Origin of the sequence: Arthrobacter sp. YN, assembly GCF_002224285.1 — a bacterium.
Lineage (GTDB): Bacteria > Actinomycetota > Actinomycetes > Actinomycetales > Micrococcaceae > Arthrobacter.
This window is the reverse complement of the sequence record NZ_CP022436.1, coordinates 321,003-347,063: the sequence shown is the minus strand read 5'-3', so window position 1 is coordinate 347,063 and position 26,061 is coordinate 321,003. Positions and strand designations below refer to the sequence as shown.

Below are 26,061 nucleotides of genomic sequence, written 5' to 3'. Positions count from 1 at the left end.
GAGGCGGACATGAACCAAACAGAAGCAATGCTCATGACCCTCTCGGACGTTGCCGCCCTCGCGCAGGTCCAGCGCCCCGTTGTGTCCATGTGGCGAAAACGCAGTGCCGGATCCGCCCACCCATTTCCGAAGCCTGTAGCGCTCAACGGCAGGTTGGAACTCTTCGACTCCGGCCACATCGCTGCTTGGCTGGCGGATACTGGACGGGGCAACAACCGAGAGGCAGCCAACGACGTCGCTGCCTTCACCCGCATGCCCGACACGACTGCCGATGGAACCCGCGGAAACACCTTCGAAACTCTCACGGCACTGCTGACGCTCAAGGCAATTACTGGTAACTCGTTGACACAGCTGAGTAGGGAAGAATTGCTGGACGCTGCAGACGAGTGCGATCCAGATGACACATTCCTGTACTCCGAAATGGAAGCCGCGGGAACGTCGCTTGTCTCCTACGCGGCGTTCACCGACCGACTGGTGGACAGTGCCTACAACGTGGCAGGGGCCTTCGAGCATTTGCTTGCCGCGAGGTTCCGCGATGGGCTGAAGGAGTACTCCGCCACAGCCCTCACCGAGTCTGCCGTGGGGTTGGTGGCAGCTGCCGTCGTTGAACTGGCCGCGACTCTTGGCGGAAACTCCGTCTTTGCTGATTCCACGCGAGGCGGTAGCGATCTCCTGCTGGGCGTCGCCCATGCCGCCGGGGAAGCAGCGCCGGTCACGTTCATGACAGCGGACGACGACGGCGGTTCAGGTCGCCTAGTGCGTCGCCGACTGCGGGTGCACGGCGTGGACCGCGGGCAGATCCATCTCGATCCGAGCGGGGAGTTCGCCGTCCGAGGACCTGTAGTTCACGTGGCTCAGTACCCGTCCCCAGGCGAATCCGGCATGGACGGAGCGCAGATCCTTGCGGCAGTGGAACAGCTTCTCTTACAGATGGATGACCAACAGAGGGCTGTCATCATCGGCCCGGCTCGGGTTCTCTGCGATCCGCTGACGGACGGCAGCTCCAGAGGGCTCCGTGCGGAGTTGCTCCGAATCGGCCGGGTCCGCGCCATCGTGCGGCTACCCCAAGGCCTGCTGCGCGCCAAACCCCGCGAAGCTCAGGCGCTTTGGGTGCTTGGACCGTCGTTCCCGGAGGTTCCTATTGCCGAACGCTGGACCATGGTGGCGGACCTCAGTACCCAAGACCTCACAGAAGACGTGAAGCAGGACCTGATCAGTGACATCGTTGCCTCCATGGGAAACGGCGCAACGGTGCGCGCCCATTCCTTCCGGTTCGCCCGGCTGGTGCAGACCCGGCACCTGCTGGTCAGCAGGAAGTCCTTGGTGCCAGCGCCGCCCCATCGTTCGGCTGGCAAGCCGAATGGTGCCGAGGCAGCACTCCGGGTGGAGGAACTGGCGCGTCTGCTGCAGTCCAGCGACTCGCCTGCCTTACACATCTTGCCCACCGGTACGAACGTGAACTCCCAGGCAGCTACAGTCCAAGAACTCATCTCCTCCGGCGCCCTCAAGCACATCAAGGGAAATCGGGTGGCGGAGGCGGACCTGAACCAGCAGAAGGGAACCCGAGCCTTGGGCCCGGCGGAGCTGCTTGACCCTCACAACGCGCCGCACCGGCACATCGCCCTACTGGACCTGGCAGCCAAATATCCTGCGAGCCTGCTCACGCAGCCGGGCGACGTCGTCTTCTGCACTAGCCCCCGGCCCGCTGCCACGGTGGACACTCACGGTGGTTCCGTTGTCATATTCCCGGCGAAGGTACTACGCGTCGACGCCGCTGACCCGGGCGGGCTGTCGCCGTTCGTCGTTGCCTCTGACATCAACAGCATTTCCCCAACGGACAAGGCTTGGCGCCGGTGGCGCCTGCGTCGCGTACCCGAGGCCCAGCGGATGAAACTGGGCGATACTCTTGCCCGGCTGCAGCACGAGCAGCAACAAGCCCGAGAACGGCTCGGGCAACTCCACGAAGTCGCTACGCTGATAACGGACGGCGTGGCGAGCGGAAGCCTCACCCTGATAGACCACCTCAGCAATAATCTCGCCGAACCCCAGACAAAAGGAACCCAGTAATGCCCCCGAAATTGAAGGTGGACCTCGCCCCGTCCACCATGAAGGAACTCAAGGACACCCTCTGGAAAGCCGCGGACAAGCTGCGCGGCTCCATGGATGCCTCACAGTACAAGGACGTGATCCTGGGCCTGGTGTTCCTGAAGTACGTCTCCGACGCTTTCGACGAACGTCGTGAGCAGATCCAAGCCGAACTGGAGGCGGACGGTCTCAACGAGGACCAGATCGCTCAGCTGATCGACGACGTCGACGAGTACACGGGCCGCGGCGTCTTCTGGGTGGCACCTCGGGCGCGGTGGACCTATTTGGCAGAGAACGCCAAGGGCCTGCCTGCAGCCATGGGCGAGCACCCGAAGTTGGTGGGGCAGCTCATCGACGAGGCCATGGACATGATCATGATGGACAACAAGTCCCTGGCTGCCACGCTCCCCCGCATCTACAACAGGGACAACGTGGACCAGCGCCGTCTTGGCGAGCTGCTGGATCTTTTCAATTCGGCGCGCTTCACCGGTCAGGGGGCCAGCAAGGCCCGAGACCTGCTGGGCGAGGTCTACGAATACTTCCTCGAAAAGTTCGCCAAGGCCGAGGGCAAACGAGGCGGTGAGTTCTACACCCCCGCCGGCGTGGTCCGAGTCCTGGTCGAGGTCCTCGAACCACACCGCGGCCGCGTGTACGACCCCTGCTGCGGATCCGGCGGCATGTTCGTGCAAGCCGAAAAGTTCCTCGAGGCCCACAACATGGAAGGCTCCGACATCTCCGTCTACGGCCAGGAGCTCAACGAGCGCACCTGGCGAATGGCGAAGATGAACCTCGCCATCCACGGCCTTAACGCCAACCTCGCCTCTCGCTGGGGCGATACGTTCGCCCGCGACCAGCACCCCGAGCTGACCGGCAACAATGGCGCCGACTTCATCATGGCCAACCCGCCCTTCAACATCAAGGACTGGTCCCGCTCCGAGTCGGACCCACGCTGGAAGTACGGCGTCCCCCCGGCTGGCAATGCCAACTACGCTTGGATTCAGCACATCATCTCGAAGCTCGCCCCAGGCGGCAGCGCTGGCGTGGTCATGGCCAACGGCTCCATGTCCTCCAACTCCGGGGGTGAGGGCGAGATCCGCGCCCAGCTGGTGGAAGCCGACCTCGTCTCCTGCATGGTGGCGCTGCCCACCCAGCTCTTCCGCAGCACCGGCATCCCGGTCTGCACGTGGTTCTTCGCGAAGGACAAGACCGCCGGCCCGCGCGGCTCCGTCGACCGGACCGGGCAAGTGCTGTTCATCGATGCACGGAACCTCGGCTACATGGTGGACCGCGCCGAGCGTGCGCTTTCCGATGAGGACATCGCGAAGATCGCCAACACTTACCACGCGTGGCGAGGCACAGATTCGGCGGTTGAGACCGGACTGACGTACGACGACGAGGCGGGCTTCTGCTACTCGGCCAGCCTCGCGGAGGTCAAGGCAGCGGACTACGCCCTGACCCCCGGGCGGTACGTAGGGGCTGCGGACGTCGAGGACGACGGCGAGCCGATCGAGGAGAAGATCGCACGGCTTTCAAAGGAGCTGTTTGAACAGTTCGAAGAGTCCGAGCGGCTGACCGCTGTGGTGCGCGAGCAGTTGGGGCGAGTGCTTTGAGCGAGTGGCGAGAAATAACGTTAGGTGCACTCTGCGCCGAAGGAGGGGGAGGGATCCAAACAGGTCCCTTCGGGAGCCAACTTCACGCGTCGGACTACGTCTTGGACGGGATACCGAGCGTTATGCCGCAGAACATTGGTGACAACGTTATTCATGCGGAGGGCATCGCCCGAATTCAAGAATCAGATGCTTTGCGACTCGCCAAGTATCGAATGCGAAATGGCGACATTGTCTATTCCCGACGTGGGGACGTCGAAAAGCGCGCTCTTGTTCGAGAAAACAATGAAGGATGGCTCTGCGGCACTGGATGCCTTCGGGTGAGGCTGGGAGAACAGTCTGAACATAGTCCTGCATTTGTGTCGTATCTTCTTGGCACTGAGGAAGCTCGCGCATGGATTGTTCGCCATGCCGTAGGTGCAACCATGCCCAACCTCAACACGTCGATTCTTGCGGCAGTGCCGTTGCAAGTGCCTGAACCTGCAGAACAGCGGGCCATTGCTGAGGTTCTGGGCGTCCTCGACGACAAGATCGCCGCCAACACCAAACTGTCTGTCACCGCCTCGCAACTGATGGTATCTCTGCTAACGCCCTACCCCGTACGTCTCCCGCTCTCTGAGATAGCCGTGCATCGACGAAGATCTGCCAATCCTGAGAGTATATCTGTCGAAAATGTTGCCCACTTCAGCTTGCCAGCATTCGATACCGACCGGTGCCCGGAAGTGTCTAAGCCCGCGAACATCAAGAGCAACAAGTTCGTCATCGCGGAGCCTTCCGTACTCATATCCAAGTTGAACCCGCGTTTCCCTAGAATCTGGGACGTGGCCACCTTGCCAAGTATTCCTGCACTCGCCTCCACTGAGTTCTTGGTCCTGGAACCGAAGGAAGAATCCACGGCAGTTATCTGGGCCATGCTTTCGCAGCCCTTATTCAGCGCTTCGCTAGAATCACGAGTTTCCGGTACATCCAGCAGCCATCAACGAGTCAAGCCAGGTGATGTATTGGCAACGCCCGTTACCGACCTCAGTTCGGTCCCCACAGCAGTCAAGCGCCAGATCTCATTGCTCGGATCCAGAGTTGCAGCCACCCGTGTTGAGAACGCCACCATAGCTGCCACCCGCGACGCTCTTCTCCCCCAACTCATGTCCGGCAAGTTGCGGGTCAAGGACGCGGAGAAGGTGCTGGAGGACGCGGGAGTGTGAGGTCGGACGAGCCAGCCCGGCCAGCGACTCTGACCTCGATGCAGGATTTGCACAACATTTCAGAATGACCACCGGTCCAACAGGGGGAATCACCGTGAAGGCAGCAACACCGGCAGTAGCTTTTTCCGAAGCCGACTGGGAGGGCATGGCCCTTGAGCTTTTGGCCGAGCCGCTCGGCTGGCAGCCCTTGCCAGGGCAGGCCATTGCGCCCGGATCTGACGAGCGGGAGTCGTGGGATGAACTGCTGATCCGTCCCCGGCTGCTTGGCGCGCTTCAGAAGTTCAACCCGAAGGTGCCTGCCGAGTATCTGCAACAGGCTTTGGCCGAGATTGCCGCTCCCACATCGAACGACGCCATTGCCGAAAACCACCGTATCCACAACTACCTCGTGAACGGCTATCGGCTCAGCTACATCGACTCGGACGGTAACGAAGCCAACCCAACCATCCACCTGCTGAGCCAGGACCCCGATCAGAACGACTGGCTCGCCGTCAACCAAGTCACGCTGGTGCAAGGGGACTACAGGCGCCGCTTCGACGTCGTGCTCTACTGCAACGGTATGCCGGTAAGTATTATTGAACTGAAGAAGGCAGGCAGCGCCACGGCTGACGTCGCCGCGGCGCATGCGCAGCTACAGACGTATCTTCGGGAGTTTCCCATGGCGTTTCGCTTCTGCGTGTTCACGCTCGCATCAGACGGAATCCAAGCAAAGTATGGCACGCCGTTCACTCCCCTCAACCACTTCTCGCCATGGAATGTGGACGATGATGGTCGGCCGGTCGCACCGGGCTACATGGAGTCCGGCGTCGCTGTCACGGCGCTGGAGACTGCCCTGTATGGCCTCTACAACCAGGAACGTTTTCTGCAGTTAGTCCGCAATTTCACTGCCTTCGACGGCGGCCCGGAAGTGCTATTGAAGCGCATCGCGAAGCCGCACCAGTACTTCGCGGTCACCAAGGCCGTCGGCAGCACCGTTCAAGCGGTGGAAAGCAACGGCAAAGCAGGCGTCGTCTGGCACACACAGGGCTCTGGCAAGTCAATGGAGATGGAGCTCTACGCCAACCTAGTGGCACGGCATCCGAAGCTGAAAAACCCGACGGTCGTGGTGATCACGGACCGGAACGAGCTCGATGGCCAGTTGTACGAGGGCTTTGATAGGAGCCTGCTGCTGGCCGAGTCGCCACAGCAGATCCGGAAGCGCTCCGAACTGCGGGAGGAACTGAGTAACCGTTCGACCGGTGGTATCTACTTCACTACCCTGCAAAAGTTCGGGCGCAGCAAAGCCGAAAAAGACGCCGGCGCCGAGCACCCGCTGCTGTCCAACCGACGCAACATCATTGTGGTGGTTGATGAGGCGCACCGCTCGCACTACGACGACTTGGACGGATACGCTCGGCACCTGCGCGACGCACTCCCCCATGCCACGTTGATCGCCTTTACCGGAACGCCCATCTCCTTTGATGACCGGAACACGCAGGAAGTCTTCGGCGATTACATCGACGTGTACGACCTCACCCGGGCGGTGGAGGACGGCGCCACGGTGCCGGTGTACTTTGAGCCGCGGCTCATCAAGGTGGGACTCGCGTCCGACGTGACAGAAGAAGTCCTTGACCAGGCAGCCGATGAGGCCACCCTGGGCCTGGACGATACTGAACGAGCGCGTCTCGAGGCGAGCGTCGCCGTCGTGAACGCCGTGTACGGTGCGCCGCAGCGTATCGCTGCGTTGGCGGAAGACTTGGTGGCGCATTGGGAGAACCGTCGCGAACGCATGCGCAAGTTCATTGAAGCGCCAGGCAAGGCGATGATCGTGGGCAGCACACGTGAGATTTGCGCGAACCTCTACGCCGCCATCGTGGCGCTGAGGCCTGACTGGCATTCGGATGACCTTGCCAAGGGAAAGATCAAGGTGGTGTACTCCGGTAACGCCACCGATGTTCCCCCGGTGTCCGATCACGTACGCCGCGATTCGGCGAATGCGACGGTAAAAGAGCGGCTTAAGGACATTGACGACGAACTGGAGCTCGTCATCGTCAAGGACATGATGCTCACCGGCTACGACTCACCGCCCCTGCACACGCTGTACCTGGACCGGCCCCTGAAGGGTGCGCTGTTGATGCAGACCCTGGCCCGTGTAAACCGCACCTTCCGCGGCAAACAAGACGGCCTGCTTGTGGCCTACGCTCCGCTGGCTGAGAATCTAACCCAGGCGTTGGGCGAGTACACGAAAGATGATCAGGCGAACAAGCCAGTCGGCAAGAACCTGGATGAAGCGGTTGGGCAGACGGTTCTGCTGGTCGAAGAACTGCGTGGGATGGTCTCCGGATACGACTGGAAATCCGTGTTGAAGAAGGGCGGCCCGCGGGCTTTTGTCAGCGCTGCGACGGGTGCGGCTAACTATCTGCGAAGCCCGGAGACACCGGGTAACAAGCCGGCCGAGGGCGAAGAAACTCTGGCCTCAAAGTACCGTCGGTACTCCGGCCAGTTGTCACGGGCGTGGGCGCTGTGTTCCGGCTCGGATACCTTGGCTGAACTTCGGCCCGAAATCCAGGTCTACGAGGAGACCCGGGTCTACATGGCCAAGTTCGACGCCGCAGACCGACAGGCCAGCGGCGAGCCGGTGCCCGAGGAGATCCATCGACTGCTGGGCAACCTAGTGGCGTCCGCAACCTCTTCCGGCGAGGTACTGGACATCTACGAGGCAGCCGGCATGCCGAAGCCGTCGCTGGGCGACCTGACACCGGAATTCATCGCCAAGACCCAAAATGCCCGCAACCCGCAGCTAGCAATAGAAGCGCTGCGGAAGCTCATTGCTGATGAGTCTGCCGTCGCGACACGAAACAACGTGATTCGCCAGCGAGCTTTTTCCGAACGCATTACTGAGCTGATGCGGAAGTACACCAATCAGCAGCTGACCTCGGCGGAGATCATCGCGGAGTTGGTGGAGCTGGCACGCGAAGTCGCGGCCGAGGGCAACCGAGGCGCTCATTTCACGCCCCCTCTGAACTCGGACGAGCTGGCTTTCTATGACGCTGTGGCCTCCAACGAGTCTGCCGTGGAGATACAGGGCGAAGGCGTGCTCGCCGATATCGCCCGCGAGCTCTTGTCAGTGATGCGCCGGGACGTTCGGACCGACTGGACGGTGCGCGACGACGTCAGGGCCAAACTGCGCTCCTCCATCAAGAGGCTCTTGGTCCGCTTCGGGTACCCGCCGGACAAGCAGCCGGAAGCCATCAAATTGGTAATGGAGCAGATGGAGTCTATGGCGCCCCGATTTGCGGAGGCACGACTCTAACAGGTCGGGCTGTCCGTTTAGGCGCCTTCTGGCCGATACGCTGGGATCATCAGGCAAAAGCCTGCTGTGCCGTTAACGAACAAAGGACCCGAGTGCAATCGGGTCCTTGTTCAGCGCGGTGCGCTCATTGGTGCGGTCGAGAGGGTCATAGCCTCAAATCCGAACACTTTGAGTCTATGGCCCTGCGCACGTAGGGCGCAACGTCGTTGTGCCTACAGACACGTGCAGGCCGTGCCCTGTTCCTCCGGGAGGAGGTGCCGGCATGGAGTCCAAGCGGAAACGTGAAGAACCATGGGGCGCCTGGAACCTGGCGGTCAACATCATCCGACTAGTCGTTGATGTCGTCCGCCTGTTCTGGCACAACATCCCCTAACCGGGAGCGGTGGCCATCGGCGCAATGTCGGTGGCCACCGTCAATGTGCCATCGACTCGCAAATCATCAGTTTCTGACCCCTTTTGGACCCCGTTAAGTGGGCTCAGCTAAACAATTTGGTAACAAGGTGCTCAGGAGGGCAAAAACAGGCCGGGATCCGCATGATTACGGGGCAAGAGCGGGTAATGAGATGGAACACACCTAGGCAAATTGCACCCTCAAACTGCCCAAAAATCCGATCTCAACTCGGGTTTTCCGCCGAAACCCCGTAAAATTGAAGGCCTGCCCAGAGCGGGGCAGCAGAAGTCGCAAGCAAATGACCTCCCTAGGAGAAGCCCAAATGCCCACAGACCAAAGCAACACCGTCTCTCCGGATGGCGCAAGGAACGCCACCGGGAACCAGGTATTGGCAGGCCCAACCCCGGCCGCCACAGATGCAGTAAAGAACGCAACGAAGAAAACGAAGCTTCGCCCGAAGCGCCGGCTCAAAGAGTCCGACGTCAACGTGGTGAACAAGCCGATGCTGCGCAAAGCACTCGGCGGCACGATCGTCGGCAACACCATGGAATGGTACGACGTCGGCGTGTTCGGCTACCTCATCACCACCATGGGCCCTGTCTTCCTGCCGGAAGCAGACAAGTCCGTCCAAACACTCTTCCTTCTGGGCACCTTCGCCGCAACCTTCATCGCACGCCCCCTCGGTGGCGTGGTGTTCGGTTGGCTGGGCGACAAGGTTGGCCGCCAGAAGGTGCTCGCAGCAACACTGATGCTGATGGCGGCAAGTACGTTCGCCGTCGGCCTCCTTCCCGGCTATGCGCAGATCGGCATCTGGGCCGCCGCGTTGCTGGTCATCCTGAAGCTCATCCAGGGCTTCTCCACCGGTGGCGAGTACGCCGGTGCCACCACCTTTGTCAGCGAGTACGCCCCGGACAAGCGCCGCGGCTACTTTGCCAGCTTCCTTGATATGGGCAGCTACATTGGCTTCGCCCTCGGCGCCGCCCTGGTTTCTGTCCTGCAGCTCACGCTGGGACAGGCCGCCATGGAGGAGTGGGGCTGGAGGATTCCGTTCCTGATCGCTGGTCCGCTGGGCCTCATCGCGGTGTACTTCCGTAGCAAGATCGAGGAATCCCCCCAGTTCCAGGCCACCCTGGACGCCCAGGAGGCCTCTGCCAAGGATGCAGCGTCACAGGATGCTGCAGTCGCCAAGGGACCCATCGGAATCGTCAAGGCCTACTGGCGCCAGATCGTGCTGGCCATGATCCTGGCAGCAGCTGCCAACACTGTTGGCTACGCACTGACCTCCTACATGCCCACGTACCTCACGGATTCCAAGGGCTACGACCCCGTCCACGGCACCCTGCTGACCATCCCGGTCCTGGTGATCATGGCTGTTTGTATTCCACTGACCGGTAAGCTCTCTGACCGCATCGGACGCCGTCCGGTGCTGTGGGTAGGCGCAGGCAGCACCATCGTCTTCTCGGTACCTGCGTTCATGCTGATCGGCATTGGCGAGATCTGGTCCACGCTGGCCGGCCTTGCCTTGATCGCTTTCCCTGTGACGTTCTACATCGCCAACCTGGCCTCGGCCCTGCCGGCACTGTTCCCGACGTCCAGCCGCTATGGCGGAATGGGCATCGCGTACAACTTCTCGGTGGCGATCTTCGGCGGAACCACGCCGTTCATCGTCCAGGGCCTGATCGAGGGCACCGGCGATGACATGATGCCGGCGTACTACCTGATGGCCACATCCATCGTGGGTGCCATCGCCATCTACTTCCTCCGTGAATCCGCCCAGCGTCCCCTGCCGGGCTCCATGCCCAGCGTGGACACCCAGGCTGAAGCACGCGAGCTTGTAGCAACCCAGGACACCAACCCGCTCATCAACCTGGACGAGATGCCGTTCGACGGCCGTCCAATCGATGACGCCGTGTTCGGCAAAGGCAACAAGGACCTGACCCCCGCTTAGGAACTCTTTGCCTGCAACTTCTGCGCAGCGATTCAGATAGTTCGCGGCAGCTTGCCGCCCACCGTAGCCACCACCCCCAAGGCGCTCTCCTTGAGGTTGGTGGCTACGGCTGTTAAGAACGCACGACGGCGGCGCCCGCCTCAGGCCTGCAGCAAGCCTTTGACCGCCTCGCCGATGATCCGGGCACCTTCAGGGAAGCCGCCCGGGTTGGGGCCGGCATAGTTGAGCCGGATGTATGGTCCCTCAGGTTCTGCGGGGAACCACTCCGTGCCGGCGGCAATGAGCACCCCGGCTGCCTCACAATCCTTGGTGAGGCGTTCGACGTCGAACCCGTCCGGCATCCGCAGCCACAGATTCAAACCGCCCTTGGGCAGGTGGCTGAGGTGTGCCTGCGGGACGTGCTCGCGGAGGCTGGTGACCAGGAGGTCGCGGCGTGACTGCAGCTGATGGCTGAGTCCGCGAAGGTGCGTTTGCCACCCGGGCTGGGTGACGACGTCGAGCGCTGCCGCCTGAAGCACCCCACTGACGTACATGGATTCCGCGGCCTGCGCGCCCATGATGCGTTCGCGCGCCGGTCCCCGGGCGATGATCGCGGCGACGCGGATGGACGGGGAGACGCTCTTGGTCAGGGACCGGATGTAGACCACGTGGCCGGAATCGTCCTTGGCAGCGAGCGGGACCGACGGTGCGGTGATGCCGAAGTCGTGCGCCCAGTCGTCCTCCACCAGGAACGCTCCGTGCCGCTGGACGATCCGCAGGACTTCCTCGCCCCGTTCCGCCGACCATTGCGCTCCCGTGGGATTCGCGAAGTTGGGCTGCCCGTAGAACAAGCGCGCGCCTGATTCCTCGAACGCCCGGTCCAGTTCTTCCGGATTAGGGCCCTCCGGGCCGCTGGGGACAGGGATGACATTGACGCCCGCCTGGCCGGCAGCCAGCAATGCACCCCAATAGCTGGGCGACTCCACCAGCAGCGGCTGTCCGTGTCCCACCAGTCCGCGGAAAATGGAGCTGAGTCCGCTCTGGCTGCCCGGAAGAATCACGACGTCGCTCGGCTGGGGCGGAGTGACGCCCACCGGGGTTGAGGTACTGAGTTCCTGCGCGAACCAGGTCTGGAGTTCAGGGAAGCCCTGCGCCGGTGGCCGCGACAGGGCAGCGTCTCCCCTGGCGGCCCTTGTCAGTGCAGCTCTCACGAGCCGCTCCGGTAACAGCTCGCGGGAAGGGTAACCGGAGTGGAACGCGATGACGTCATTGGTAGCGCTCCGCATCGCAGCAGAGTTCAGGGGCCGCGCAGCCTGGGCTGACCGCAATGCAGCCGTTTGCCAGCCATAGTCGGAGGGCCGTGCGGTGCGGTAGGCCCGCACGAAGGTTCCGACGCCGGGACGGCTTTCAATCAGCCCTTGCGCCGTGAGTGTCCTCAACGCTTTCTGCACTGTGACCGGGCTGGCTTGGTACTCGGCCACGAGTTGGCGCGTTGATGGCAGCTTGGCCCCCGGGGCTGCGCCTGCGATCCACTCTTTTACTCGCGAGACAATCCGGGAACTGCTATCGTTGTTCATGAGTCCTAATAGTAGCGCTACTACACTTTCGCGGCCAGTGGTATCCACCCGGACCTCGACCGGAATCTGGTGGGGCCTCCTCGGCGTCGTCGCTTTCTCTTTCACCGTTCCGCTCACGCGGGTAGCTGTGGAGGGCATGTCACCCCTGTTCATCGGAGCGGGCCGGGCCGTCGTTGCCGCCCTTCTTGCCGCACTCGCCCTGGCCCTCACCCGCCAACGGTTTCCGCGAGGCACACAGTGGATCCGCCTGGCGGTGGTAGCCGGAGGAATCGTGGCGGGGTTCCCGCTGCTGACCACCTTCGCCCTGACCAGCACCTCCGCGAGCCACGGGGCAATCGTCATCGCGCTGCTGCCCGCGGCCACGGCCACCGTGGCGGTACTGCGCGGGCGGGAGCGTCCACGGCTGCTCTTCTGGATCCTCACGGCCGTGGGCGTCGTTGCTGCCTTGGTGTTTGCCCTGGTTCAATCCGGTGGCTTTGGCTCACTGCATTGGGCAGACCTCCTGCTGCTCGGAGCCGTGGTTGCGGCAGCCATTGGCTATGCGGAAGGCGGGCTGCTGGCCCGGGAACTCGGCTCCTGGCAAACCATCTCGTGGGCCCTGGTGGTAGCTGCTCCCGCCATGATCCTGCTGACCCTCCTTTCCCTGGGCTCCGGCACGCCACAAGCCACACCGCTCCAGTGGTTGTCCTTCGCCTACCTGGGTGTGGTGAGCATGTTCCTCGGCTTCTTCGCCTGGTACCGCGGCCTGGCCATCGGGCCCATGGCGCAGGTCAGCCAGATCCAACTCGTCCAACCCGTGATGACCATCGCGTGGGCCGGCCTTCTCCTGGGCGAACCGCTGACGTGGACCACCGTTGTGGGTGGCCTCGCAGTGATCCTTTGCGCCGGAGCCGCTGTCCGCGTCAGGCTAAGGAAGTAGGAACCCATGTACACGCCAGCACACTTCGCCCCCTCCCCCGACACCGTCGAGTCATTGCTCCAGCACGCCGGAGCGGCCAACCTTGTGACCATGACAGAGGACGGGCTGCTCGCCACCCTTCTGCCGTTCGTCTACGAACCCTCGATCGGTGAGCGCGGCGCCCTGCACGCGCACATGGCCCGCAACAACACCCAGTGGTCTTCGGCTGCTACCGGTGAAGCCCTCATGATCGTGCAAGGCAACGATGCCTATATTTCTCCGTCCTGGTACGCCTCCAAGGCCGAGCACGGACGGGTGGTCCCCACCTGGAACTACTCCACGGCCCACGTCTACGGTAAGCTGGTGATCCACGACGACGCCGACTGGCTGGGCCGCCACGTGCGTCGCCTGTCCAACCAGCACGAGGCCGGCATGCCCCGCCCCTGGGCCGTTGACGAAGCACCCGAACGGTTCATTGCCGGGCAGCTGAAGGCGATTGTCGGCGTCGAACTCGTCATCACCCGGGTGGAGGCGAAGACGAAACTCAGCCAGAACCGTGCTCCGGCCGATGTTGACGGAGTCATTGAGGGACTCCGTGCCCGTGGCGACTCGGCGAGCGCAGCCGATGTGGAACGCGCACGGACCTCGTAGACTCGGCGCATGCGCGAGGTTGCTTCGGATTCCCCAGGACCCATGGGGTCCATCCATCATCTTGAGATCTGGGTGCCATTCCTTGAACGGGCAAGGGAAGAGTGGGGCTGGTTGCTGGGCGAGCTCGGTTACGTGCCCTTCCAGGAGTGGCCCACTGGGTGCAGTTGGAAGCTTGGCGGCACCTACGTGGTGGTGGAGCAGACGGACGCCGCCACCGCTACAACCCACCGCCGCACTGACCCGGGAGTCAATCACGTAGCCTTCCACGCAGGCACTCGCGAAAACGTGGACCGGATCAGGGCGCTCGGCGCCGACGCTGGCTGGTATGAGATGTTCGAGTCGAAGTACCCCCACGCCGGCGGCCCCGACCACTATGCGGCCTACCTGCTCAACACGGACAGCTATGAGGTGGAATTGGTAGCGGGCTAGCTGTGCTTGGGCTACTTGGGAGGGACAGCTGTACGCCACATCGCGACCCGCGGCCAGCGCGTCAGGCCCAGCTCAGCCTCATGCTCCATCAGGCGGGTCAACTGCGGACCCCAGCTGCCGGCGTCGAGCACCTCGAAGCCAAGGCGGCGGTAGTACGGAGCGTTCCACGGCACATCCCGGAAGGTGCTCAGGGTTTGCCGTTGCATTCCATGGCCGCGGGTCCACACGCGAGCGGCATGCAGGAGCTCACGGCCCAGGCCTTGGTGCGCGTAGTCCGGATGGACGCTGACCTGTTCCACATGCCCGGCCTCGTCAACGACATCCGCCAAGAGGTACGCCACCGGGTAGTCGAGTCCGTCGACGGAAACCCAGGCCCGGCCCGCTGCGGCGTAACCCTGCAGCTCATTGGTGGAGAGTGGCTCGTCGTCCGCGACTGAATCCATTCCCAACGCCCGGAACGCCTGGCCCGCGGCACGCTCGATGTCCTGCAGAATCAGGAGATCGTCCGCATGCGCGAGCCTGATCATTGCCGGGAGCCCGGGGCGTCCGTGGCGTCCGGGGCTGGTGGAGTTGCGGCTGGACGGGTTTGGTCCACCAGGAACTCGTTGCGCTTCTCAATCAGGTCCTGCAGGTAGCGGGCCAGGACCAGCTTCTCCATCAAACGCCCCAACGGGCCGAACGGTGCGGCGAAGTCCACAGTGTCCACCATGAGCGTCCCGCTGCCGTCCGGCCGGAACTCGTGTGTGTGGCGGAGGTACTTGAACGGGCCCTTCACCTGTTCATCGGAGAACGACGCCGGTGCCTCCATGTGCGTGATGCGGCTGGTCATGCGGAACCGGACTCCCAGGTGCCACGCCTGCCAAGTGACAGTCTCACCTTCTGAGATCAGTCCAGTGGTGACGCCGGCGATTGCCTTCTCGCGGCTGTGCGTCATGGACCCCACATGGGCATCGATGTTGCGGGAAAGATCAAACAGTTCCTGCGGCGACATGGTGGAGCGGGTGCGGCAGACGAAAGCAACGGGCATACTTCGATCTTCCCAGACCTTCCCGGATGCGTGTGCCCCATCTCGCTACGGCTTGTGACCGGCCTAATGGCGGGCCGCCGGACCGTCCTGATAATTTTCAAGGGAGTCCCTCTGATGATTGGTGGTGTTTCGCTGTGCCCGCCATCATTGCGCATGCCCGCGAACTCCACCGTCTTGGCCCTGCCAACAACGATCGCCTCTCGGCCGTACGCGTTGCCCTGAGTGTCGCGGTGCCAGGGCTGGTCCTCATTCTCATCGGCCGTCCGGACCTCATGATGTACGCCGTGTTCGGTGCGTTGACGGGAATGTACGGACGCAACGAAACGCATCAACTCAGGCTCAAGCACCAAGCGCAGGCGGGCCTGTTCCTGGTGGGTGGGCTGGCCATTGGCGTGTTCCTTTCCGTCAACCACATCCACTCGTGGTGGCTGGTGCTGGTGGCAACCCTCTTCGCCGGAGCCGGCTCCCTCTACGCTGACACCGTCCGCCTCAAACCCATCGGCCCGTTCTTCGGCATCCTCGCGCTGGGCGCCTGCGCTTCGGTGCCAACCAATGTCCCACTCACGACGGCGGTACTCATCGGTGCCGGGTCCGCCGCCTTTTCGCTGCTGGTTGGCTTTGCCGGGTGGTTCCGGCACCGCGGGTGGGAGTCCGGTGCCGTCCGCGACGTTCCCGTCCTCCGCGGCCCCCTCCGGCAGGGAACACTGGTCCCGGCAGCCATGGTTCATGCTGCGCGCTATGCCCTCGCTGTCAGCGTGGCCGGGTCGGTCGGAGTCCTCAGCGGCAGCGGCCATCCGCACTGGGCCATGGCCGCCGCGGCCGTGCCCCTCGCCGGAGCCGACCTCCCCAGCCGCGTCCACCGCGGTATCCACCGCATAGTGGGGACGTTCCTCGGGTTGGCAGTGGTCGCCGTCGTGCTTTTCCCCAGTCCGCTGTCGCCGCTCCAGTACTTCCCGGGTCACACCGCCGTGGTGTTGGCCGTGCTGGTGGTCCTGTGCCAGTTCCCCACCGAACTGTTCATGGCCCGGCACTATGGGTGGGCCATGGTGTTCTTCACCCCGGTGATCCTGCTGATCGCGCAACTCGCGGCCCCCATGGACCCGGGCCTGCTGGTGATGGAGCGGGCCGTGGAGACGTTCGTGGGCGCAGTGGTGGGCATCGCGGTGGCTGTGCTGGTCCGGGCTCCACGGAGTCGCGTGCTGCAGTAGCTGTCAGTTCTGGACGACCAGGATGAAGTGTCGTCCTCACCCGGTCCCCCGCACTTGAATCCAGTCAATGTTCCCTAGAACGTGGTGGAGAAGGTTGCCGTTTCAATGCCAATGCCGCCGAACTCGTAATACATCGTGGTGGTCCCGGCGTCATCCACTTTGGAAACTCCCAGCGAGAATTCAAGCGCATCCGGATCCACAGCGGTGCTGGTGCAGCGGAACTGCCGGGTGGCTGCATCACCGGACGCACACGTCCAGCCTGCCGGTTCATTGAGTTTTCCGCGGATCATGTGGGCCTCTTCAGAAATCGTGAAAACCGCTTCTGCCGCGGAGGGCGCCGTACCTCCTTGAAGGGTGAAGGTGATAGTGACATTCACGTCGGAGGCCGTGGTCCCCGGTTCAGCACGGAACGTGGCTGTCACAGCGGGCGCCGGTGACGGCGTGGCGGTGAAAGTAGGGCTGGGCGTGGCCGTGAGGGTTTGCGTCGGAGTGGGGCTTGGCGTTGGGCTCGGGGTCGGGGTTGCGCTCGGGGTCGGGGTTGCGCTCGGAACCGGCACCAGTGCCGGGATGGTCGGCTGCCCCGTCGGTGCGAACGTCGGAAACAGTGGATTCTTCTGGGACGGCGAGGGTGCTGGAAACCCGCTGGGCGCTGGTTTCGTTGGCACGGGAAAGGGAAACACGGCAGGCTTCTCTACCGCTCCGTTCGAAGGCTCATTGGGGCAGGAAGTTGGGGCTGATCCTGCTCCCCGGTTCCCGGGGCGGCTGGATCAGGACCGTAAGAAATTTGCCCTTGAGCGGTAGGCGATACCTCCGCCACTGGTACCTCAGCCGTGTTTGACCCTGCGCCACTCAACGCTACGGCTGCGCCCACCGACACTGCTGCCACGGCCATCACTCCAGCGCCCACCTTCAAGAAGAGGGCCATCTCCTTGTGCGGCAGGCCGTGCACCACGCCGGCGCCCACCCCTGCTCCGGCGCCAGTGGCCGCAAGCGCAGGGAAGACGGAGGTAAACGCAACTCCGGCTACCAACGGGAAGACCACAGCCCGCATGGCTGACTGCACATCGTTGAGGTCAAGCAGCAAGGCAGTGCACTTGGGACAGCCCTCAAGATGTGCCCGCACCCTGTCCTGGCTGCGCCGCCTCAGACCTTCGCGGGCGTAGGCACCCAACTGCGCCGAGTATTCTTCGCAGTCATCTCCAGCGGATGACGTGATGTGGTTCTGCAGGTACACCTGGCGCAGGCGTTCCCGCGCACGAAGCGCCAGGGCGGAAACCCCGTTGGGGTTCAAGCCGAGCAACGTCGAAGCAGCAGCCGGCTTCAACCCTTCGATGTCAACGTACCAAAGGACTTCCTGCCACCGTTCAGGAAGGGAGCGGAACGCCTGGGCAACGGCCTTGGATTCGAAGTGGGCCACTGCAGGATCATCATGGAACACCGCCGAATCCAGCACGAACGACTCAGCGGTAGGGCGGGTACGCGACGCGCCCCGATTAGCGTGATAGGCGAAACGCCGCACGGCAGTCAGCAGGTAGGCGCGGAAGAATGTGTCTGGCCCCTTCCCCGCGGTGATGCTTTGGTAAACGGAAGCGAAAGCGTCTGCCACGACGTCGTCAACGTCTGCAAAGTTATCCACCTGCGCCGCTGCTACCTTCCGCGCCGTCCCTTGGTGCCTCTCGAAGAGCACCTCGAACGCAGTCCTATCGCCTGCGCGAACCTGAAGGACCAAATCCATGTCGCTGTCAGCCACGGCAACAATGCCGTCACCGCCAAACCCTGTTCCGTGGCGCCCGTTGCTGTCCGCCGGTGCTGTTCCGCCCATGCCGCTACCCGTCTCGGACACGGCCTTGTTCGCGGGCAAACGAGGCTCCCGCGAGCCTCATGTTGCGGAGCCACGCTGCTGAAGCCCCAGTACAGCCGCCGCGCCCCGGTGCCGCACTCCAGCCTCAGCCTAAAGCCGAATGCCCACCATGTGAACACTTTGGGAGGCTTACGGCTCCAGCGGCCGCCTGGGCGGTCCGGACGTAAGTTGCGCTGGAAGGACACGTGCGAAGAAGCTGACCACCTTGTACCTGCGCGTCGGAATGGAAACACCTTTGCCCTTGGCGTTGTCCGCCAGCCCTTCACGCACCACGCGCTCGGCAGTGAGCCACAGGAAACGGGGAGCCACGGACTTGTCCATGCCCATACGGTCGTGGAATTCGGTATGCGTGAAACCCGGGCATACGGCAGTGACCTGAACGCCGGACTTGGCGTAGGTGATGTTCGCCCACCGGCTGAATGTGACCTGCCACGCCTTGGCGGCCGAGTAAGTGCCCCTGTTGGCAAACGCCGCCACGCTGGCAACGTTGATGATCCGGCCCTTACCGCGGGCAAGCATGACTTCCAGCGCCGCGTGGCACAATTCCATGGGCGTCTGGACGTGGAGCCGCAGATGGTGCTTTTCTTCGTCCAGGTCATTCCTTTCGAACGACTTCAACAGCCCGATGCCGGCGTTGTTGACCAGGACATCCACGGGCCGCGCAGCATCCCGCAAGCGGTCCGCCACAGCTGTTACCCCGACGTCGGTGGTCAGGTCAGCGGACAGGACCTCCGCCGAGATACTGAAGTCGCGTTCGAGCTCTTCGGCCGTTTCTTTCAGGCGCTGTTCGTCGCGGGCCACCAGGACCAGGTGGTGTCCGGCTTCAGCGAGCTGGCGGGCGAATTCCGCACCGAGCCCGGCGGTTGCCCCTGTCACCAGGGCAGTGAGTTCGTTGGCTCGAGTCGTCATGCGCCTAGACTAGTACCCACACTGGAATTGAAACGATGCAAAGCCGCAAAGGATTCCCATGGCCAACCCCGCCCCATCTCAACAAGTGCCACTACTCCTCAACAACAACGGCGCTTGGTGCTGGTTCCAGGATGAGCGTGCACTGATCGACCCCGCCAACAACACCTTGCTGCTCGGATCCGTGGCCTCGCCGGAAGGGCCTGGGGGCGCAGAACGCGGCGGAAACATAGAAATTGCGGTCTTGGATCTTGCTACCGGCAGCAGCCGCGTCCACGTGCTGCACCACCGTTTGGAGTCAGATGACCACAATGCCCCGGCCCTCCTGATCCGGCCGGATGGTCGCTACGTGGCGATGTACGCCAAGCACAAGACGGACAACTACTCACGTTGGCGGATTTCGACACGCCCTCACGACGCCTCTGAATGGGACCAGGAGCAGCACTTCGATTGGACCGAACTGGCCGACGGCCGTGGCGCCACCTACTCCAACCTGCATCACCTGCGCCAGGAGGACCGGGTCTACAACTTTGTCCGGGCCATCAATGACGATCCCACGTTGATGATCTCGGACGACCACGGCAGCACCTGGACCTACGGCGGCAAGCTCTTCACGCGTCCCAAGATCGGTTATGTCAATGGCTACACCCGCTATGTGGGCAACGGGACAGACCGCATCGACCTCATCACCACGGACCACCATCCGCGCGATTTCAACAACAGCATCTACCACGGCTATCTCCAGAACGACGCTCTCCACGACGCCGCGGGGAATGTGGTCAGTAAGCCGTTGATCGGCTCGGCGGGCATCAACCAGTCAGCCCTCACCACAGTTTTCGAAGCCGGAACAACGCTCGACGGCGACGTCCTCACCCACGGTTGGACTACTGACCTGCGCCGGCAGGGCACGGAACTGGCGGCCATCGTCACCTGCCGGGCCAACGACGTCAACGGTCCGCTGCAGCGGGAGCAAATGCTCGACGTCGACGATCACCGCCTGCTGTACGCGCGCTTCGATGGCGTGCGCTGGGAGCTTCATCCGCTCGCCGTCGCCGGCCCCGGCCTCCTGCCGCACGAGCAGGACTACACCGGGCTGGGCGCCGTGGACCCCCACGACCTGAATCGCGTCTACATCTCCACACCTGTGGATCCGCGGACGGGCGCCACCACTGCGCACTACGAGATCTACCGGGGCGTCACGTCCGATTCAGGTGCCGGCTGGACATGGGAAGCCATCACGGAGGGATCCACTGTGGACAATCTCAGGCCCATGGTGGTCCCGGGCGATCCGTCAGTTCACGCACTGTGCTGGTTCCGGGGATCGATGACGTCCTCGCAGGCTTACCAAACGGAGATCATGGCGCTAATTTCCTCGCCGTCGGGTTAGCTCTCGACTCTCTCAACCTTTGAAAGTGCCGAAAGCCAACCCCTCGCGGGACCTTACAAGGCGAACTTCGCCAGCGGGTTGGCCAAGCGGCCTGCCATCTGGAGTCCACCGGAGGGATCCGAGATGTCCAGCATCTGCTGGTTGTTCCTCAGCTGCAGCCGGTTAAGGCAGGAGAGCTCGAAGTCCGGCGCAAACAGATCATGCATGGCGAACTGGTCTGCAAGTTCCGGGTGGCGTTGCTGGTATTCGCGCAGTACGGCGGCGGCAGTCCCCAGAACTCGTCCTCGCGCAGCGTCCCCTCCTCCACAAGGATTGCTCCGAGGAAGCGGAAGATGCAGTCGAACACGTCGGTGAAAATGGCCAGGACCATTTCCTCGGGCGGAATCTCCGCCTTCACGCGGGAGACTTCCTCGGGAAGTTCCAGCCGGTCCCCCATGACCACGATTTCCTCGGCGATGTCCTTCATGATCGCGCGCACGGGCACACCGTCCTCGAGGATCAGGATCACGTTTTCGCCATGCGGCATGAACGCGAGCTCGTACTCGTAGAGGCAGTGGACCAACGGCACGAGGTAGGCCTCGAAGTAACGGCGAAGCCATTCGGTGGGAGCCAGGCCGGAGCGCTGAATCAGCGATGAGACCACCGATTCCCCGGCGGCATCCACGTGCAGCAGCGAAGCCATGGTGGCGAGCTGCTGCCCATCCTTGAGCAACGGCAGCGGACTTTCCCTCCACAAGGCCGAAAGCATCTTTCGGTACGGAGAACCCTTGGCCGAAGCAGCCTCGTAGTAGTGGTTGTGGTAGCCGATGGCCGCGGTTTCACGGATCATGGCCAGGCCCCGGTTCTGGAGCTCCTGGTCATTGCCTATCAGTTCCTGCAGCCAGTCATTGATGGCCGGCGTCGCCTTCATGTACTGCGGGGACAGTCCCCGCATGAAGCCCATGTTCAACACGGACATGGCCGTCTTCACATAGGCCTTCTCCGGGTAGTCGGTGTTGAAGAACGTACGGATGGACTGCTGGGCCTGATACGAGTCTTCACCGGTGCCCAGGTTCACGATGTGGCGCTGGGCGATTTCTGCCGCGAACGTCACCGTGAGCTTGTTGTCCCACTGCCACGGGTGGACCGGCATGAGGAGGTAGTCCTCGGGATCCAAGCCGGAGGCGGACAGTTCCGCGTTGAACCACGCAAGAGTCGCGGGCCCGAGTTCGCCCTCGAAATGCGTCCGGTAATCCAACCCTGCGCTGGACGTGAACACTGCCTTGCTGCGGTGCACCGCGATCCACTGCAGCTTCACGGTTGCACCGGTTTCGGGTGCGAACGCGTGGTAGTCGGTAATCCCGAAGCCCAATCGGCCGTTGTTGGCCACAAAGCACGGGTGGCCCTCAGTCATGCTGTGTTCAATGGCTTGGAAATCTGCGGCCCGGTCAGTGCCGTCGGTGATGCCCGCCGCCAACTGCGCCGAGCTGAACGGCTTGCCCTGCTTGTAGGCGTGGCTGGCCAGCGTGCTGCTGATTTCCTCCAAGTACACGGGCAGCATTTCCTGGCGGATGGCCAGAGCCTCGTGAAATTCGGCAATGAAGTCCAAAGCGTCCAACGGCAGCTCTTCGCCATCGCGCAAACGGACGATCGATTCCACAGAGACGGACCAGTGCTCCAGTTGGAGTACCCGGGCACGGAAGCGATATTCCGTAGCGCCGTCATCGCTCACTACCTTGTAAAGCCCGACGCCGGTGCCCTCCGCACGGATCAGCTCCGGGACCAGGATGCGCTCGTGCGAGAACTCGGCGATCGCCTTCCGGACGAGGTGCCGGTTGGCGATGGCCCACCGCTCGGGGTTCAGGTGGGACACGGAATCAACCGCAGTGGTCACGGCATCGGCAGTAGTGGTCACAGGGATTCTCCTCTGGTCGCCGCGGCAGGCGCGGCCAGAATTGGGGTCAGGGTGGCGAGGAAATCCTCGCGGGTGCAGAAGCTCAGCAGGCCCTGCTTATGGTCTTCGGCAGGATCGACGGCGGGAAGAGTCACCACGCCGTGCGGCCGGAAGCCCACCTTCTCGTTCAGGACGTGGATCTTGTGGTTGCGGGCGTCAGGTTCGACGACGACCCGCCGGGTTGCGGGGTCATCGAACAGTTCCTTCATAACGGACTGCATGACGGCGGTAGTGAAGCCAGGCTGCGGCTGACCGGTGGGCGGTGACACCAGGAGGTGCATTCCCACATCACCTTGTTGGACCTCGTAGACGTCCGCCAACGGCGATGACTCCGGGCGGTACCGCTCCATCAGGAAGGCGGGGGCGCCGTCGTCGAGCCCCAAGAACGCTTGGTGATGGCCGGATTCAGCGATCTTGGAGTACTCCTCCACAACGTCCTGCTCAGTGGCCGAAACCATGCCCCAGAACCGGGCATATTCTTGGCTGACCCAGCTGTGGAGGACAGGTGCATCCGCTACCGGATCGACGGGCCGGAACGTGAAGCTCATACAGCGGCTCCCACGGTTTCGGGGACGGCAGCAGCCACCGGAGCCGGCGCACCGAACTGCTGGAACGCGATGCTGCGCTCCACGGGGTAGACCTCCCGGCCGGTGATTTCCCGCAGGATGCAGGAGTTACGGTAAGCAGCCATGCCGAGGTCCGGGGTGACAAAGCCGTGGGTGTGCAGCTCTGCGTTCTGGACGAAGATTTCGCCAGGTTCAACACCGGTACCGTAGTTGCGCTCGACGTCGAAGCGGCCCTTGGCGTCGCGGCGGATCCGGTCCTGGATTCCTGCCAGGAAGGCGGGCTCCTTATAGGTGTAGCCGGTGGCGAGGACCACGGCTTCGGACTCCAGACTGTAGCCCTGGCCGTGTTCCTCGTGGTGCAACTGGAGGGTGTGCGTGCCGGTGGTGGCATCCCACTCTGCGGCAGTGAGCGAAGAATGCGTGTGCAGTTGGGTGTCCACCATGCCGGAGAGGCTCTTGGTATAGAGGAGATCGTAGATGTCGTCGATCAGGTCCGAGTTGATGCCCTTGTACAGGTTCTTCTGGCTCTTGATCAGCGAATCGCGCTGCTCGCCGGGAAGCGAGTGGAAATAGTCAACGTACTCCGGCGAGGTCATCTCGAGGGTGAGCTTGGTGTACTCCAGCGGGAAGAACCGGCCCGAGCGGGTCACCCAGTTGAGCTGGTAGCCGTAGACGTCGATTTCCTGAAGCAACTCGTAGTACAGCTCCGCCGCGCTCTGGCCACTGCCCACGATGGTGATGCTGCGTTTGGACTGCAGCTCACTTTTCCTCGACAGGTAGTCCGCGTTGTGGAGGACAAGTCCGCCGGCGTCCACAATTCCTGCACAGGAGTCCGGAACGTAGGGCGACGTGCCCGTGCCCAGGACCAGCTTGCGGGCGCGAAGCACCTCAGCGCCGTCCGGGCCCTCCACCGAAAGCCGGTATACGCCGTCGTCGTACGTCACATCCAGCACATCCGTGCTAAAACGGACGGACTCAAGCTGTCCGGCCACCCACTGGCAGTACTGGTTGTACTCGGCGCGCAGCGGGTAGAAGTTCTCGCGGATATAGAAGCGGTAGAGGCGCCCCGTCTGTTTCAGGAAGTTCAGGAACGAGAACGGCGACGTCGGGTCGGCGAGCGTCACAAGGTCCGCCATGAACGGGACCTGCAGGTGCGCCGGCTCCAGCATCATGCCGGGGTGCCAGTCGAAGGACTCGCGCCGATCCAGGAACACGCAGTCGAGGTTCTCCACGGGCTCGCTCAAGGCGGCCAAGCCCAAGTTGAAAGGCCCGACGCCGATGCCTGCGACGTCGTAGATCTTGCTGTTGTCTTGGGTGCTCACGCTGCCGCCTCCGTGGTGTTCGCCAGCAGGCCGTTGCCCGTCCGGCGGATAAGTTCGATGATTTCCTGGATGTCCCGCAGGCTCGCTTCGGCGTTGAGGAGGGTGAATTTGAGGTAGTGGCGGCCAGCAACTTTGGTGCCGGCAACTACGGCCTCGCCTGAAGCGAAGATGGCTGCGCGGATGGCGGGGTTGAGTGCGTCTGCAGCGTCGTCGTCGAGGGGTGCACCGTCAACCATTGGGCGGTAGCGGAACACCAAGGTGCTCAGCTGCGGGGCGGCAGCGAGCTCGAACTCGGCGTCGTCAGCCAGCAGGGTGCCTACCCGGGCGGCGAGGTCGATGGCTTCGTCGAAGAGCGCACCAATGGCGTCGGCGCCCATGATGCGGAGGGTCAGCCATAGCTTCAGTGCATCGAAGCGGCGGGTGGTCTGGATGCTCTTGTCCACCTGGTTGGGGATCTCGGCCTTTGCGGCGCTTTCCGGGTTCAGATAGTCCGCGTAGTAGGTCACGTGGCCCATCATGGAACCGTTGCGGACCAGGACCGCGCTGGAGCTGACCGGCTGGAAGAACGTCTTATGGAAGTCCACCGTGACGGAATCCGCCAGGTGGATGCCGTCCAGGAGGTGCCGGTGGCGGCCGGACACGATGAGCCCGCCACCATAGGCGCCGTCCACGTGCAGCCAGGAATCGTAGGCGCGAACCAACGCGGCCATTTCGGACAAGGGGTCAACCGAACCGAAGTCCGTGGTCCCGGCGGTGGCCACAACAGCCATCGGCACCAGCCCGGCGTCGTGCGCTTCGGCCAAAGCAGCCGCAAGGGCGGCGGGGTCCATGCGGTGGTCTTCGGTGGTGGGGACCGCGATGACGGCGTCGAAGCCCAGGCCCAGCATGGAAGCGGACTTCTGGATGCTGAAGTGGCTGTCCACGGACGTGAAGATCCGGAGGCGGTCAAGAAGGTGGGGCAGGCGCGCGTCCCCGCTTGCGGCCCGTAGCTTGACAACAGCATGGTTGCGGGCAATCAGCAGCGCCTGGAAGTTGGACTGGCTGCCACCGGAGGTGAACACGCCGTCGGCCTCGGTGCTGAACCCGATGCGCTCGGCGGTCCAATCGATGAGGCGGCGCTCGATCATGGTGGCACCCGCACTCTGGTCCCACGTGTCCATGGAGGAGTTCACCGCCGAGAGTACGGCTTCTCCTACCAACGCAGGGATGACTACCGGGCAGTTGAGGTGTGCGGCGTAGCGGGAATCGTGGAAGTAGATGGCGTCCTTGAGGTAGAGCTCGTCGAGCTCTTCCAGGGCGGCAGCCGTGTCCGGCAGCGGACGTTCAAGATCGACGGCGCCTACCCTGGCTTTCAGTTCAGCATGCCCGACGCCGGTGAACGGCTGGGTGGTGCGCTGGACCTTGGTGGAGACAGCGTTGACTCCCTGGAGAACCTGCGCGACGTAGCTGGGCGAATTTCGTGCGTTGAACAGCTGGTTGGTGGCAGCGAGGGCCAGTTCCACTTTGGAGCCAAAATCCTGCTCCTGAGCGATCCGCTCTTCGACACTGGGTGACGTCACGTCAGCTTCCTTCCATTGCGTGGGGCGCTTGTTAGCAAGGTAAGCCTTACTTAGGTAAGCCTTTCCGTCAAACTTTTGTGACCTATTTCGCTCTGAAGGCGCTTTCTCGCCTGTGTACCGCCCAGTTGCGCGTCATTGACTTTCTTTCAGACTGCATTGGGTGCAAAATGCGGCACTCTTTTCGGCCATGGAGTGTCGGCAATGGGCCATGCCTGGGCGCCGCTCTTCCTTGT

Annotated in this window: 19 protein-coding genes and 1 pseudogene; 10 read left to right on the top strand and 10 right to left on the bottom strand. The window is 63.0% G+C overall.

Annotated elements, in window-relative coordinates; all coding sequences use genetic code 11:
• Positions 1–9 precede the first annotated feature (9 nt).
• The 5 genes from CGK93_RS01615 (at position 10) to CGK93_RS01595 (ending at position 10,525) form a co-directional block, all read left to right on the top strand.
• Positions 10–2,067 (top strand): helix-turn-helix transcriptional regulator, encoded by a 2,058-nt coding sequence (locus tag CGK93_RS01615; protein WP_089593315.1) that lies wholly within the window; start codon positions 10–12, stop codon positions 2,065–2,067.
• The gene (locus CGK93_RS01610; protein ID WP_089593314.1) at positions 2,067–3,695 is read left to right on the top strand and encodes a class I SAM-dependent DNA methyltransferase; all 1,629 of its coding nucleotides are present in this window, start codon (positions 2,067–2,069) and stop codon (positions 3,693–3,695) included. The genes CGK93_RS01615 and CGK93_RS01610 overlap by 1 nt, the downstream gene beginning before the upstream one ends.
• Before the next feature lie 122 nt (positions 3,696–3,817).
• Positions 3,818–4,894: a restriction endonuclease subunit S gene (locus tag CGK93_RS01605; RefSeq protein WP_198318320.1), complete on the top strand. Its 1,077-nt coding sequence runs from the start codon at positions 3,818–3,820 to the stop codon at positions 4,892–4,894.
• A gap of 64 nt (positions 4,895–4,958) precedes the next feature.
• Complete coding sequence (locus CGK93_RS01600) at positions 4,959–8,186, top strand: type I restriction endonuclease subunit R (protein WP_089593312.1); 3,228 nt, start codon at positions 4,959–4,961, stop codon at positions 8,184–8,186.
• Positions 8,187–8,899: 713 nt separating this feature from the next.
• Positions 8,900–10,525 carry an MFS transporter gene (locus tag CGK93_RS01595; RefSeq protein ID WP_089593311.1) on the top strand — a complete coding sequence of 542 codons (1,626 nt, stop codon included), beginning with the start codon at positions 8,900–8,902 and terminating at the stop codon, positions 10,523–10,525.
• A gap of 140 nt (positions 10,526–10,665) precedes the next feature.
• Here CGK93_RS01595 and CGK93_RS01590 read toward each other — a convergent pair whose 3' ends face one another.
• Complete coding sequence (locus tag CGK93_RS01590) at positions 10,666–12,081, bottom strand: aminotransferase-like domain-containing protein (protein WP_089593310.1); 1,416 nt, start codon at positions 12,079–12,081, stop codon at positions 10,666–10,668.
• Here CGK93_RS01590 and CGK93_RS01585 point away from each other — a divergent pair.
• From CGK93_RS01585 to CGK93_RS01575, 3 genes are read left to right on the top strand one after another with little or no spacing between them, the layout of a single operon-like run.
• Entirely contained in the window at positions 12,080–13,000 is a 921-nt protein-coding gene (locus tag CGK93_RS01585; protein WP_089593309.1) for a DMT family transporter, read from the top strand. The two genes, CGK93_RS01590 and CGK93_RS01585, sit on opposite strands and share 2 nt — an antisense overlap.
• A gap of 6 nt (positions 13,001–13,006) precedes the next feature.
• On the top strand, positions 13,007–13,630 hold the full coding sequence (locus CGK93_RS01580) for an FMN-binding negative transcriptional regulator (RefSeq protein ID WP_089593308.1): 624 nt from the start codon (positions 13,007–13,009) through the stop codon (positions 13,628–13,630).
• A 9-nt stretch (positions 13,631–13,639) separates the two neighbouring features.
• Positions 13,640–14,059, top strand: a complete 420-nt coding sequence (locus tag CGK93_RS01575; protein ID WP_089593307.1) for a VOC family protein — start codon at positions 13,640–13,642, stop codon at positions 14,057–14,059.
• 11 nt (positions 14,060–14,070) lie between these two features.
• On the opposite strand, the gene CGK93_RS01570 is transcribed toward CGK93_RS01575, so the two are convergent.
• Complete coding sequence (locus CGK93_RS01570) at positions 14,071–14,586, bottom strand: GNAT family N-acetyltransferase (protein WP_089593306.1); 516 nt, start codon at positions 14,584–14,586, stop codon at positions 14,071–14,073.
• On the bottom strand, positions 14,583–15,086 hold the full coding sequence (locus CGK93_RS01565) for an SRPBCC family protein (protein WP_089593305.1): 504 nt from the start codon (positions 15,084–15,086) through the stop codon (positions 14,583–14,585). The genes CGK93_RS01570 and CGK93_RS01565 overlap by 4 nt, the downstream gene beginning before the upstream one ends.
• Positions 15,087–15,220: 134 nt before the next feature.
• Here CGK93_RS01565 and CGK93_RS01560 point away from each other — a divergent pair, with 134 nt between their 5' ends.
• On the top strand, positions 15,221–16,294 hold the full coding sequence (locus tag CGK93_RS01560; RefSeq protein WP_089593304.1) for an FUSC family protein: 1,074 nt from the start codon (positions 15,221–15,223) through the stop codon (positions 16,292–16,294).
• 74 nt (positions 16,295–16,368) lie between these two features.
• On the opposite strand, the gene CGK93_RS23945 is transcribed toward CGK93_RS01560, so the two are convergent.
• The 3 genes from CGK93_RS23945 to CGK93_RS01550 form a co-directional block, all read right to left on the bottom strand.
• Entirely contained in the window at positions 16,369–16,671 is a 303-nt protein-coding gene (locus tag CGK93_RS23945; RefSeq protein WP_232481511.1) for a hypothetical protein, read from the bottom strand.
• A gap of 314 nt (positions 16,672–16,985) precedes the next feature.
• Positions 16,986–18,155 (bottom strand): sigma-70 family RNA polymerase sigma factor, encoded by a 1,170-nt coding sequence (locus CGK93_RS23940; protein WP_232481510.1) that lies wholly within the window; start codon positions 18,153–18,155, stop codon positions 16,986–16,988.
• 129 nt (positions 18,156–18,284) lie between these two features.
• Entirely contained in the window at positions 18,285–19,064 is a 780-nt protein-coding gene (locus CGK93_RS01550) for an SDR family NAD(P)-dependent oxidoreductase (RefSeq protein ID WP_089593303.1), read from the bottom strand.
• 58 nt (positions 19,065–19,122) lie between these two features.
• On the opposite strand from CGK93_RS01550, the gene CGK93_RS01545 reads away from it, so the two are divergent.
• A complete protein-coding gene (locus CGK93_RS01545) occupies positions 19,123–20,448 on the top strand; it encodes a BNR-4 repeat-containing protein (RefSeq protein ID WP_089593302.1) in 1,326 nt (441 codons plus the stop codon).
• A gap of 53 nt (positions 20,449–20,501) precedes the next feature.
• Here CGK93_RS01545 and CGK93_RS01540 read toward each other — a convergent pair.
• The 4 genes and pseudogenes from CGK93_RS01540 to CGK93_RS01525 form a co-directional block, all read right to left on the bottom strand.
• Positions 20,502–22,342 (bottom strand): annotated as a pseudogene (locus CGK93_RS01540) (IucA/IucC family protein).
• Positions 22,339–22,929, bottom strand: a complete 591-nt coding sequence (locus tag CGK93_RS01535; RefSeq protein WP_089593301.1) for a GNAT family N-acetyltransferase — start codon at positions 22,927–22,929, stop codon at positions 22,339–22,341. The pseudogene CGK93_RS01540 and the gene CGK93_RS01535 overlap by 4 nt, the downstream one beginning before the upstream one ends.
• Positions 22,926–24,269, bottom strand: coding sequence for a lysine N(6)-hydroxylase/L-ornithine N(5)-oxygenase family protein (locus tag CGK93_RS01530; protein WP_089593300.1), 1,344 nt, complete (start codon positions 24,267–24,269; stop codon positions 22,926–22,928). Before CGK93_RS01530 ends, CGK93_RS01535 begins: the two co-directional genes overlap by 4 nt.
• Positions 24,266–25,828 (bottom strand): pyridoxal phosphate-dependent decarboxylase family protein, encoded by a 1,563-nt coding sequence (locus tag CGK93_RS01525; protein ID WP_089593299.1) that lies wholly within the window; start codon positions 25,826–25,828, stop codon positions 24,266–24,268. The genes CGK93_RS01530 and CGK93_RS01525 overlap by 4 nt, the downstream gene beginning before the upstream one ends.
• Between the last annotated feature and the right edge of the window lie 233 nt (positions 25,829–26,061).

What these genes read in the sequence shown, in the direction of transcription:
- CGK93_RS01575 (WP_089593307.1), top strand. Translation starts at nt 13,640, where the DNA reads ATGCGCGAGGTTGCTTCGGATTCCCCAGGACCCATGGGGTCCATCCAT.
- CGK93_RS01595 (WP_089593311.1), top strand. Translation starts at nt 8,900, where the DNA reads ATGCCCACAGACCAAAGCAACACCGTCTCTCCGGATGGCGCAAGGAAC.
- CGK93_RS01605 (WP_198318320.1), top strand. Translation starts at nt 3,818, where the DNA reads ATGCCGCAGAACATTGGTGACAACGTTATTCATGCGGAGGGCATCGCC.
- CGK93_RS01615 (WP_089593315.1), top strand. Translation starts at nt 10, where the DNA reads ATGAACCAAACAGAAGCAATGCTCATGACCCTCTCGGACGTTGCCGCC.
- CGK93_RS01585 (WP_089593309.1), top strand. Translation starts at nt 12,080, where the DNA reads ATGAGTCCTAATAGTAGCGCTACTACACTTTCGCGGCCAGTGGTATCC.
- CGK93_RS01570 (WP_089593306.1), bottom strand. Translation starts at nt 14,586, where the DNA reads ATGATCAGGCTCGCGCATGCGGACGATCTCCTGATTCTGCAGGACATC.
- CGK93_RS01545 (WP_089593302.1), top strand. Translation starts at nt 19,123, where the DNA reads ATGGCCAACCCCGCCCCATCTCAACAAGTGCCACTACTCCTCAACAAC.
- CGK93_RS01610 (WP_089593314.1), top strand. Translation starts at nt 2,067, where the DNA reads ATGCCCCCGAAATTGAAGGTGGACCTCGCCCCGTCCACCATGAAGGAA.
- CGK93_RS01590 (WP_089593310.1), bottom strand. Translation starts at nt 12,081, where the DNA reads ATGAACAACGATAGCAGTTCCCGGATTGTCTCGCGAGTAAAAGAGTGG.
- CGK93_RS01580 (WP_089593308.1), top strand. Translation starts at nt 13,007, where the DNA reads ATGTACACGCCAGCACACTTCGCCCCCTCCCCCGACACCGTCGAGTCA.
- CGK93_RS01535 (WP_089593301.1), bottom strand. Translation starts at nt 22,929, where the DNA reads ATGAGCTTCACGTTCCGGCCCGTCGATCCGGTAGCGGATGCACCTGTC.
- CGK93_RS01565 (WP_089593305.1), bottom strand. Translation starts at nt 15,086, where the DNA reads ATGCCCGTTGCTTTCGTCTGCCGCACCCGCTCCACCATGTCGCCGCAG.
- CGK93_RS01550 (WP_089593303.1), bottom strand. Translation starts at nt 19,064, where the DNA reads ATGACGACTCGAGCCAACGAACTCACTGCCCTGGTGACAGGGGCAACC.
- CGK93_RS01600 (WP_089593312.1), top strand. Translation starts at nt 4,959, where the DNA reads ATGACCACCGGTCCAACAGGGGGAATCACCGTGAAGGCAGCAACACCG.